The organism is Rhizobium aouanii (genome assembly GCF_037002925.1).
Classification (GTDB): Bacteria; Pseudomonadota; Alphaproteobacteria; order Rhizobiales; family Rhizobiaceae; genus Rhizobium; species Rhizobium aouanii.
In genome coordinates this window covers 61051-72320 of record NZ_JBAMYD010000018.1, presented here as the reverse complement: position 1 = coordinate 72320, position 11270 = coordinate 61051, and the positions used below count along the sequence as shown (strand labels likewise).

General features: G+C 57.2%; 10 protein-coding genes. 2 read left to right on the top strand and 8 right to left on the bottom strand.

The features are described 5' to 3' along the window. Positions 1–8: 8 nt before the first annotated feature. A complete protein-coding gene (holA, locus tag V8P77_RS27510) occupies positions 9–1049 on the top strand; it encodes a DNA polymerase III subunit delta (protein ID WP_335915216.1) in 1041 nt (346 codons plus the stop codon). 192 nt (positions 1050–1241) lie between these two features. Here holA and V8P77_RS27505 read toward each other — a convergent pair whose 3' ends face one another. From V8P77_RS27505 to hemE, 8 genes are all read right to left on the bottom strand, one after another. Beyond that, entirely contained in the window at positions 1242–2123 is an 882-nt protein-coding gene (locus tag V8P77_RS27505; protein WP_017962618.1) for a ParB/RepB/Spo0J family partition protein, read from the bottom strand. A 32-nt stretch (positions 2124–2155) separates the two neighbouring features. Next, positions 2156–2950 (bottom strand): ParA family protein, encoded by a 795-nt coding sequence (locus tag V8P77_RS27500; protein ID WP_011654065.1) that lies wholly within the window; start codon positions 2948–2950, stop codon positions 2156–2158. Between the two features lie 19 nt (positions 2951–2969). Further along, positions 2970–3587: a 16S rRNA (guanine(527)-N(7))-methyltransferase RsmG gene (gene rsmG, locus V8P77_RS27495; protein ID WP_025396495.1), complete on the bottom strand. Its 618-nt coding sequence runs from the start codon at positions 3585–3587 to the stop codon at positions 2970–2972. 24 nt (positions 3588–3611) lie between these two features. After that, positions 3612–5489: a tRNA uridine-5-carboxymethylaminomethyl(34) synthesis enzyme MnmG gene (gene mnmG, locus V8P77_RS27490; RefSeq protein WP_335915215.1), complete on the bottom strand. Its 1878-nt coding sequence runs from the start codon at positions 5487–5489 to the stop codon at positions 3612–3614. 72 nt (positions 5490–5561) lie between these two features. Continuing rightward, a complete protein-coding gene (mnmE, locus tag V8P77_RS27485; protein WP_335915214.1) occupies positions 5562–6881 on the bottom strand; it encodes a tRNA uridine-5-carboxymethylaminomethyl(34) synthesis GTPase MnmE in 1320 nt (439 codons plus the stop codon). Between the two features lie 103 nt (positions 6882–6984). Next, positions 6985–8250 carry a transcription termination factor Rho gene (rho, locus tag V8P77_RS27480; RefSeq protein ID WP_020052216.1) on the bottom strand — a complete coding sequence of 422 codons (1266 nt, stop codon included), beginning with the start codon at positions 8248–8250 and terminating at the stop codon, positions 6985–6987. A gap of 197 nt (positions 8251–8447) precedes the next feature. Beyond that, on the bottom strand, positions 8448–8984 hold the full coding sequence (gene hemJ, locus V8P77_RS27475; protein ID WP_335915213.1) for a protoporphyrinogen oxidase HemJ: 537 nt from the start codon (positions 8982–8984) through the stop codon (positions 8448–8450). A 2-nt stretch (positions 8985–8986) separates the two neighbouring features. Beyond that, positions 8987–10018 carry a uroporphyrinogen decarboxylase gene (gene hemE / locus V8P77_RS27470; protein ID WP_335915212.1) on the bottom strand — a complete coding sequence of 344 codons (1032 nt, stop codon included), beginning with the start codon at positions 10016–10018 and terminating at the stop codon, positions 8987–8989. A gap of 401 nt (positions 10019–10419) precedes the next feature. Between hemE and V8P77_RS27465 the strand changes: the two genes are divergently transcribed. Further along, a complete protein-coding gene (locus V8P77_RS27465) occupies positions 10420–11241 on the top strand; it encodes a pyruvate, water dikinase regulatory protein (protein ID WP_011649834.1) in 822 nt (273 codons plus the stop codon). Positions 11242–11270: the final 29 nt, after the last annotated feature.

Below are 11270 nucleotides of genomic sequence, written 5' to 3'. Positions count from 1 at the left end.
GCGGAGATGTGGCAGAGATAAAATCCCACGAATTCGAGACATTCCTGCAGAAATCGGCGCGGAACTATCGGATTTACGTCATCTACGGGCCGGATCGCGGTCTTGTTTCCGAACGGGCAAGCCTGCTCGCCGGCAAGAGCGGTGTTGCTCTCGATGATCCCTTCTCGCTGACCAAGCTCGATATCGGTGATCTGCAGAAAGATCCCGGTCGGTTGGTCGACGAGGTCCAGTCGATCGGTCTGTTCGGCGGCGAAAAACTGATCTGGATCCGCGGTGCCGCCAACGAGAAATACCTCGTCGATTCCTTGGCGCTGCTGGCCAAAAAACCACTCGAGGCCGCCTATCTGATCATCGAGGCCGGTGACCTCAAGAAGGGTTCCCTGCTGCGCAAGACCGCGGAAACCGCTCGATCCATCATGACGATCCCGTCTTACGCCGATGACAGCCGCGCCCTGAATGCATTGATCGATACGGAACTCGGTGCAGAGAAGCTCGGCATTACGCCGGCCGCGCGACAAGCGCTGATCGCGTTGATCGGCGGCGACAGGATCGCTTCCCGAAACGAGGTGCGCAAGCTTGCTCTTTACTGCCGGGGCTTCGATACGGTCGAAGAACATCACGTTACCGAAATAATCGGCGACGCCAGCGCCATCTCGGTTGACGACGCCGTCGATGCCATCCTCGGCGGTGATCTCAACGCCTTTCTGCACGCCATGCAAAAAATCAGCAGCTCGAAAACCGCGATCTTTCTCGTGCTGCAGGCATGCCTGAAGCAATTCCAGCTTCTGGATTCGATGCGCGCCGAAATGGATGAAAAACGGCTGCAGCCGCCTCAAGTCATGCAGACAATGGGGCGGCATCTGCATTTCCGCCGCAAGCCGATCATCGAACAGGCGCTGCGCCAGTGGACCGCGGAAAGCATCGCCCGTGAATCCAATCGACTACAGGCCGCTATTCTGCAAACCAGACGGCGGCAGGTGCTGGAAGACAGCGTTGCGATGCAAACGCTTCTGTCCACCACCCTTCAATCCGGCCGGAAATCCGCCTGACCAGAGCGCGTCGGCCCAAAAATCATAACCGCTTTTCGGAAAGCACGATGCGTTGTTTCAAGGAGTTAAAGCGTCGTTGCTCTAGAGCATGATGCCGAAAAGTGTGAGCGGTTTTCGGACGACATCATGCTCTAAACTAACTATATAATGTAGAACAGATTTTAGGCCGACCCGGCCTAAAATCATCCTGGTCTAGCGCCTCTCGAGCAAGCGGCAGATTTCCTCGAGCTGCTCTAGCGACTTATAGGAAATTTTGATCTGGCCGCCGCTTGCCTTGTGATTGATCGCAACATCAAGGCCGAGCGCATCGGAAAGTGTCCGTTCCAGCGCCAGCGTGTCGGAATCTTTCTGATCTCGCCGCAAGGCCGCCTGCTGCGGCTCCGATTGGGCCTTGATATTATTTTGCGCCAGCTTCTCCGCATCACGCACCGACATGCCCTTGGCAACGATCGTACGGGCGAGACTTGCCGGGTCGGATGTCGAAACCAGTGCGCGCGCGTGGCCAGCCGATAGGCTGCCGGCAGCAAGCAGATCGCGAACCGGATCAGGCAATTTCAACAGGCGCAACGAGTTGGCTACATGGCTGCGGCTTTTGCCGATGATTTCGCCGAGGTCGTTCTGGGTGTAGCCGTATTCCGCGATCAGCTGCTCATAGCCCAAGGCCTCTTCGAGGGCATTGAGATCCGCGCGCTGCACGTTTTCGACAATGGCGATTTCCAGCGCCGTCTTATCATCCACATCACGGATAATGACAGGAATCTCGATCAGCCCGGCAAGTTGAGCTGCGCGCCAGCGTCGTTCGCCGGCGATGATCTCATATCGATCCCGCGACATCGTCCGCACAACAATCGGCTGAACGATACCGTGTTGACGAATGGAGCTTGCGAGATCGTGCAGCTCCGAATCATCGAAGAACCGACGGGGATTGCGGGGGTTGCGGCTGACGAACTCAATCGGGATCATTCTGTCGGCGCTGATAGTCCGCTCGGCTTCCACCGGGACAGGCTGATCCATTTCACCAATCAGCGCCGCAAGGCCGCGGCCCAATCGCCTCTTCGATACATCGTCATTCATGATCTACACTCACCTACACCCCTGAAATGATATTATGCGGCCAGCCTTTGGCGCTCTCGCTGAATGACCTCGGAGGCGAGCTGCAGATAGGCCTGGCTGCCCGCGCACTTCAAGTCATAGAGAATAGCCGGCTTACCGTAGGACGGAGCCTCGGAAACCCGGACGTTGCGCGGAATTAACGTGTGGTAAACCTTGTCCCCAAGATGCGTACGCACGTCATTGACGACCTGCTGGGCAAGATTGTTGCGCGCATCGAACATCGTCAAGACGATACCTTGAATATCCAGCCGCGGGTTCACTGTCCGCCGAACCTGACTGACGGTCTCGAGGAGCTGGCTCAACCCCTCCAGCGCAAAAAATTCACATTGCAGCGGCACCAAGACCGAATGTGCCGCCGCCATGGCATTCATCGTCAGCAGATTGAACGACGGCGGGCAATCCAGAAGAATATAAGAAAACGCCATGGCCTCGGGCGACGACAGCGCTTTCCGCAATTTGAACACCCGATCGCTCTGCTGCGAGATTTCCATCTCGATGCCGAGAAGATCCATCGTCGACGGGACGATAAAGAGGTTAGGAACCGCCGTCTCAAGAGTCACTTCGGGGATCCCACGATCACCGACCATCAGATCGTAGGAGGACAGCTTGCGATCACGACGATCGATACCGAGGCCGGTGCTGGCATTGCCCTGCGGGTCGAGATCGACGATCAGGACGCGCTCGCCGATAGCAGCAAGCGCCGTTGCCAGATTGATTGCTGTGGTCGTCTTGCCAACGCCACCTTTCTGATTTGCGATGGTGATAATCCGATGTCGTTCGCCAGCCATTGCCGCAATATCCGATCTGTTAAACCAAGCGCCGGAGATTTGATACTTCTAAAATAACGGATTCCTGCTCGACGACGCTCTTATGTTCTAACAGATCGAATTCCCACCGACCACGTGCTTTGTCAATTTCCCTGAGGTAATCCCGGCCTTTGTGAAAGAAGCCACGACAATTTTCCTTGCCAAGCATCCAGGGGGATGAATAACCGATGAGCCCATCAAGATCCGCAAGGGCACGTGCTGAAATCGCACCACATTCGCCAACCTCCGTATAAGCATCTTCGATTCGAATGCTATGGATGCTGCCGCGCGCATTTGTCTCCCGCAGCGCTGTCCGCAGAAACGCTGCCTTTTTATGGTTGCTTTCGACCAGATGGACCCATCCACCTTGCAGCTCGGCCAGAAAAATCGCCGTAATAATGCCGGGAAAGCCGCCTCCGCTGCCGAGATCAACCCAGGTAATCGGTTGAGGATGAATCTGAAAGACCTGGCTGCTATCAGCGATGTGCCGGTGCCACAGATCATCCAGTGTCGACGGCGCCACCAGATTGATCGCTTTTGCCCACTTCTGAAACAGCGCTGCAAAGTGCTGCAACCGTTCCTGTGTTTCACGTGAAACACGCAAACCGTTTAATTCCATTCTGAAAGACTCTCAAATCTTGTATCAGGCGCTACGGCGCTCGGCAGAGGCTAGTCGACGCAAGTGCACGAGCAGCAACGCGATTGCCGCAGGCGTCATCCCTTCAACGATTGCAGCCTGGGCAATACTGAAAGGGCGAGCAGCGCTGAGCTTGACCTTCAACTCGTTCGAGAGACCGGACAGTGCGTCATAGTTGAAATCTAGCGGTATCTGCCGCTCCTCGTCGCGTTGCTGACCGGCAATCGCCGAGGCTTGTCGATCGAGATAAACCGAATAGCCTGCCTCGATTTCCAACGCTTCCGCAACTTTCCATCCAATCATGCCGAGCTTCTCCGGCCACACATGCCGAAGCGCGGCGAAATCATAATTCGGATAGGACAATAAATCATACGCGGTTCGGCGCTGCCCATCGAGATTGATATTCAAGCCCGCGCGACGCGCCTCATTCGGTGTCACCGCCAGCGACTGCAGCAGCACCCGACCGGCTTCGATCTCCGCCTGATAGGATGTGAATCGCTGCATTCGCGCGTCACTGACGCACCCGACCCGCATGGCCAGCGGCGTCAAGCGCATATCGGCATTGTCAGCCCGCAAACTGAGACGATACTCCGCACGCGATGTAAACATTCGATACGGCTCCGTAACGCCTCGCGACGTGAGATCGTCGATCATGACGCCAATGTAAGAACTCGTCCGGCTAAAATGGAACGGATCCGAATCGCTGCTTCGCAATGCGGCATTCAGCCCGGCTGCCAGCCCCTGCGCGGCTGCCTCTTCATATCCGGTGGTGCCATTGATCTGGCCTGCCAGAAACAAGCCTCTCAGCCGTTTGACCTCCAGCGATGGAGTAAGCTCCCTCGGATCGACATGATCATATTCGATCGCATAGCCCGGTTGCAGTATTCTTGCCGCTTCGAGGCCGGGAATTGTTTTGATGAAGTCGGCCTGCACCTCCGCCGGCAAGGAGGTAGAAATCCCGTTCGGATAGACCGTGTCATCGTCCAGTCCCTCGGGTTCGAGAAAGACCTGATGTCCATCCCGCTCTCCGAATTTCACCAGCTTGTCTTCGATTGACGGGCAATAACGAGGCCCGACGCCTTCGATCTGCCCGGAATACATTGCCGAGCGCATGATGTTGTCGACAATGATGCGGTGGGTCGCTTCGGTCGTCCTGGTGACCCCGCATTCGATTTGTGGCGTGGTAATCGTGTCTGTCATAAAGGAGAAGGGGACAAGCTCCTCGTCAGCCCCCTGTCGACCGATGGATTGCCAGTCGATCGTCTTTCCGTCCAGCCGGGCGGGTGTGCCGGTCTTCAGACGTCCCAGCCGCAGCCCAAGGCGGGCGAGGGTCGCAGACAATCCGATCGACGGCGCTTCACCGACACGCCCGGCCGGTGTCTTTTCCGACCCGATATGAATAAGACCGCGCAGAAAGGTTCCAGTGGTCAAAACCACCGCCGGCGCTTTCAGGGTCCGACCATCCTTCATGATCACGCCAGCGACGCAACCATCGACAACGTCCAGATCAAACGCATCGCCTTCGATGATATCCAGGTCCGGCGTCGCTTCGATCGCCGCCAGCATCGCCTGGCGATAAAGCTTTCGATCGGCCTGCGTCCGCGGCCCTCGGACGGCAGCACCTTTCTTCTTGTTGAGCATCCTGAATTGAATGCCTGCAACATCGGCGACGCGACCCATCAGGCCATCCATCGCATCGATCTCCCGAACAAGGTGGCCCTTGCCCAGCCCGCCAATCGCCGGATTACAAGACATGACCCCGATCGTGTCCCGTCTATGCGTAATCAGAGCGGTTTTTGCCCCGAGGCGCGCAGCTGCGCTGGCAGCCTCTGACCCCGCATGGCCGCCACCGATCACAATCACGTCGAAGACATTATCCGTCATTCAAGGCTCCATATCCGCTAGACGTTTCACGTGAAACCGTGCAGGCCTTTAGCCCTAAAGGTTTCACGTGAATCATTTGCCAATACAAAATTCGGAGAAGATTACCCCGAGCAATTGTTCGACATCCACTCGACCGGTAATTCTGCCCAAATACTCAGCGGCTATTCGCAGCTGCTCGGTTCGCAGTTCAAGATTCACATCCGCCTGCGATATGGCCGCATCAAGCGCCGCTAAACATTTCGCGAGCGAATCCTTATGCCTTTGCCGGCTGGGAATTGCCATAGACAGGCCGGCAAAACGTCTCTCAACGATGTCGCCGATCAACCGCCGTAGTTCCGGCAGCCCGTCACCCGTCGCCGTCGAAATCTGCAAATCATACCGACCCGAAGCGATTTCGGTCAGATCCTTCTTTGTCCCGACAGTAACATGCGCAGAGGACTGCTCCAAGTCGTCGGGAATCAGAGGTTTCGTCATGTCGACCAGCAGCAGGACAAGATCGGCATCACGCAGTGCTATCCGCGCGCGCCGCACACCTTCCATTTCGACTCTGTCGTCCGCCTCGCGAAGACCCGCAGTGTCATAGAGCTTGATCAGGTAACCATCAATGTCGAGATCAACCTGCAGGACATCGCGGGTGGTTCCAGCGATCTCCGTGACAATTGCGACGTCTCGACGCGCCAAAGCGTTCAACAGGCTCGATTTTCCAGCATTCGGAGCACCGGCGATGACCACCTTGAAGCCGTCTCGGATAATCTCGCCGGCCGAAGCCGCCGCCAGGTGATCCTCGATATCGCTGCGAAGCTTCGCCATATCGGCCCAGACTGCATCCGATACCGACCCTGGAACGTCATCCTCGTCGGGGAAATCAAGTTCCGCCTCGATCAGCGCGCGGGCGCGCGTCAATCGTTCCGCCCACGAATCGTAAATTGCGGAAAGCCCGCCGGCGCTATGTTCGACCGCGAGGCGGCGCTGCATTTCAGTCTCGGCGCCGATAAGGTCGGCCAGTCCTTCCACCTCGACGAGATCTAGTTTGCCATTCTCAAAAGCCCGTCGGGAGAACTCACCTTCGACCGCCATCCGAACACCTGGAATGTCGCCAAGCGCGTGAAACAGCGCCGCCAGAACCGCTTTACTGCCATGGAGCTGCAGCTCGGCAACATCTTCGCCGGTAAACGAATTTGGCGCGGGAAAAAACAAAACCAGACCTCTGTCGATCGGCTGGTTGTTTCGGTTTCGAATCGTTCGGTATGCGGCTGTTCGATCGGCCGGAACGGCACCAATGAGGTTGAGCAATAGATCTCGGGTCAGCGTTCCGCTGATGCGAACAACCGACACACCCGAAGGCGGTGCCCCGCTCGAAAGGGCATATATGGTGTCGTTCAACGTGGCCATGCCGTCTGCTGTCCATCGGTTCCGAATCGGTCTCTCTTAAATAGAAAAGCTGGCGGCATCACGACGATGCCGCCAGCTCCCCTAAAATGACTCCGGCTAAGGATTATGTGTTCATCGATTCGAAGAAGTCGGAATTGTTCTTCGTCTGCTTGAGCTTGTCGATCAGGAATTCGACCGCATCGGTCGTGCCCATCGGAGCCAGGATACGGCGGAGCACGAAGATCTTCTGCAGATCCTGGCGCGGTACCAGAAGGTCTTCCTTGCGCGTACCGGACTTCAGGATGTCCATTGCCGGGAAGATACGCTTATCGGCGACCTTGCGATCGAGGACGATTTCCGAGTTGCCGGTACCCTTGAATTCTTCGAAGATGACTTCGTCCATGCGGCTGCCGGTATCGATCAGCGCCGTCGCGATGATCGTCAAAGAGCCGCCTTCTTCGATGTTACGCGCCGCGCCGAAGAAGCGCTTCGGCCGCTGCAGAGCGTTGGCGTCCACACCGCCGGTCAGAACCTTGCCTGACGAGGGAACAACCGTGTTATAGGCACGGCCCAAGCGCGTGATCGAATCGAGCAGGATGACAACGTCGCGGCCGTGTTCGACTAGGCGCTTGGCCTTCTCGATGACCATTTCGGCCACCTGCACGTGACGCACGGCCGGTTCGTCGAAGGTCGAGGAGATGACCTCGCCGCGAACCGAACGCTGCATGTCGGTCACTTCTTCGGGGCGTTCATCGATCAGCAGGACGATCAGATAGCACTCCGGATGGTTGGCGGTGATCGAATGCGCGATGTTCTGCAACAACACGGTTTTACCGGTACGCGGCGGCGCGACGATCAATCCACGCTGGCCCTTGCCGAGCGGCGCCACCAGGTCGATCACACGTGGCGACAGATCCTTGGTGGTGGGAATATCCAGTTCCATCTTGAAGCGTTCGTTCGGATAGAGCGGTGTCAGATTGTCGAAATGAACCTTGTGACGAATCTTTTCCGGATCGTCGAAATTGATGGTGTTGACCTTGAGCAGCGCGAAATAGCGCTCGCCTTCCTTCGGTCCACGGATCGGGCCTTCGACGGTATCGCCGGTTTTCAGCGAGAAACGGCGGATCTGCGACGGGGAGATATAAATATCGTCCGGGCCCGGCAGGTAGTTCGCATTGGGCGACCGCAGGAAGCCGAAACCGTCCTGCAGCACTTCGACGACGCCTTCGCCGATGATTTCGACATCCTGGCTGGCAAGCATCTTGAGGATCGCAAACATCAGCTCCTGCTTGCGCATCGTGCTTGCATTCTCGACCTCGAGCGATTCGGCAAATGCCAGCAGATCCGTCGGGGATTTACTCTTAAGTTCCTGAAGCTTCATTTCAGCCATGAAGTGACCAATACTCTTTTCAATTTCAAAGGGGAAAGGCGATGTTGGGTCGTATTCGGTACCGCGAAAGGGCTCGCAGACGACTGAACTCTACACACATGCCACGTAGATGAGGTGCGCGGAAAATAGCGACTCGCAATCGTTGCCGCAAGAGGGCTGCTTAAAATGAAGCAAATTTAACCTGAGGACGATTTTCCTCAGAACGGCTTCACCACGACGAGGATGACGATCAGGATCATCAGCACCGTCGGCGCCTCGTTCATAAACCGCCAATAGCGCGCCGAGCGACGGTTTTCATCCCGCTCGAAGGCCCTGACGGCGCGGCTGAAGAACATATGAACGCCGGTCAGCAATACGACGAGAGCGATCTTGGCATGCAGCCAGCCGCCCTGGAATCCATAAACCGACCAGGCGAGATAGAGGCCAAAAATCCACGTCAACATCATCGCCGGCGTCATGATGATCCGAAGCAGCCGACGCTCCATCACCTTGAAGGTTTCCGACTGCACCGAGCCGGGCTCCGCATCGGTGTGATAGATGAACAGCCTCGGCATGTAGAACAGCCCGGCCATCCAGGAAATGACCGCGATGATGTGCAGCGCCTTGATCCAAAGGTAGAGATTATCGGGATTCCAGGCAAAAAGCCCGATCGCCATCAGCGCAAAGAAGGCCAGCGCAAAATGAGCCCGGCGCCGGGCGTAAGCGCCAGATCTCCGATCGGTCTGCTTTTCCATCGTCACGCCCCGCCTCGCACGCGATCCACCAGCAGACGCACATGCTCTGGGTCGGCCTGCGGTGTAATGCCGTGACCGAGATTGAAGATCAGCGGACCATTTCCGAGGTGCTGCAGAATATCATCGATGCCTTCCTCCAGCGCCCGGCCGCCGGCAACGACGCGCATCGGATCGAGGTTGCCCTGAACCGGTCCATCCTTTTGAAGTTCGGCTGCAAAGGCCAGCGGAACCGACCAGTCGAGGCCGATCGCATCAGCACCCGTCTTCTGGCGATAGGTCTTGAGTTGATAGCCGGCGCCCTTGGCAAAGGCGATGATGCGAGCATGCGGCCGTTGTGATTTGACGGAAGCGATCATCCGCGCAACCGGCCTGATCGCAAATGCCTCGAACTCCTTCTCGCCGAGAACACCTGCCCAGGAATCGAAGATCTGCACGGCATCGGCGCCGGCATCGATCTGGGCGACGAGATAATCGGCCGATACGTCGGCAAGCAACATCAGCAGATGCTCGAAAGCGCGGGCATGCTTGTAGGCGAAGAGACGGGCAGGGCCCTGATCCGGCGTGCCGTGACCGGCGATCATGTAGGTCGCAACCGTCCATGGCGCGCCGCAGAAACCGAGCAGCGTCGTCTCCGCTGGCAACTCCTCACGCAGCCGCCGCACCGTTTCCAGAACCGGCCTGAGATAATCGACAACCTCTTCGCCGTTCAAACTGCCGATCCCGGCTTCATCGATCGGATCCATCTCCGGGCCATGGCCTTCGGTGAACCGGACATTCCGCTTCATTGCGTCTGGAACGACCAGGATATCGGAAAACAGAATGGCCGCGTCGAAGCCATAGCGACGGATAGGCTGCAATGTCACTTCGACGGCGTGCTCAGGCGTGTAGCAGAGATCGAGAAAACTTCCTGCCTTTGCCCGGGTCTCCCGATATTCCGGGAGATAACGTCCTGCCTGTCTCATCAGCCAGAGAGGAGGAGGGGAGAGGCTCTCGCCACTCAAAACCCTCATGATCTTTCGGCGCATATCGCTCAAGCGCTTCTTCCCTATAAAAAAACAAAGATATTTTAAAAGGTTTCTATTTCTTAGAGTCGGTGACTATCAAGGATTAAAATCCATCCACCGCAGATGCCATTTGTCGCGCGCCTGCAAAAGAACATCGGAAGGATTTGTCGATCTCCTCCGAATCTCGGGGAGAAGCCGAATCTGAAAATGATTCCAAATCCTTCCGGACCGGCAATTTTTCTCATCGCTGTGGATAGGCTGTGGACCAGCTTTCAGGAAATAGATCTCTTCCCCGTCGTCCACAGGGCCAATCGAAACCGATCCGCAGAATCCGAAATGTGGATAAGGAGGCATGTTTTCCCTTGCCGGAGACTGCCTCGCCGCCGTAGCTCTGTTTCATCCAGTCTTTTCAACAGGCAGCGGAAAATAGCGTGGAGAACAGAACGAACTTCTTTCATCTGCATCTGATTTCTGACTCAACGGGAGAGACTCTAATCTCCGCCGGGCGCGCCGCGTCGGCGCAGTTCAGATCGGCGCAGCCGATCGAACATGTCTATCCGCTGATCCGCAATCGCAAGCAGCTGCTGCCGGTTCTGCAGGCGATCGATGACGCCCCCGGCATCGTGCTCTACACCATTGTCGACCGGGAGCTTGCGAGCCTGATCGATGAACGCTGCATCGAGATGGGTGTCGCCTCGGTGAATGTGCTGGAGCCGGTGATGAATGCCTTCCAGATCTATCTCGGCGCCCCGTCTCGCCGTCGTGTCGGGGCCCAGCATGTGATGAATGCCGGCTACTTCGCGCGCATCGAAGCGCTGAATTTCACCATGGATCACGACGACGGCCAGATGCCGGACGACTATAACGACGCCGATGTCGTCATCATCGGCATCAGCCGTACGTCGAAAACACCGACCAGCATCTACCTCGCCAACCGGGGCATCAAGACGGCGAACATTCCGATCGTCTACGGCGTGCCATTGCCGGAAAGCCTGTTCGTGGCGAGCAAACCGCTGATCGTCTGCCTGATCGCCACCACCGACCGTATTTCCCAGGTGCGGGAAAATCGGGTGCTCGGGGTGACGCAGGGCTTCGATCGCGAACACTACACCGATCGCGCTGCGATTTCGGAGGAGCTGAAATATGCCCGCTCGCTTTGCGCCCGTCATAACTGGCCGCTGATCGACGTCACCCGCCGCTCAATCGAGGAAACAGCTGCGGCAATCGTTGCCCTGCGGCCGAAGCTGCGCTAAGCGCTGACGAAAACCCGGCACGCCGAGGA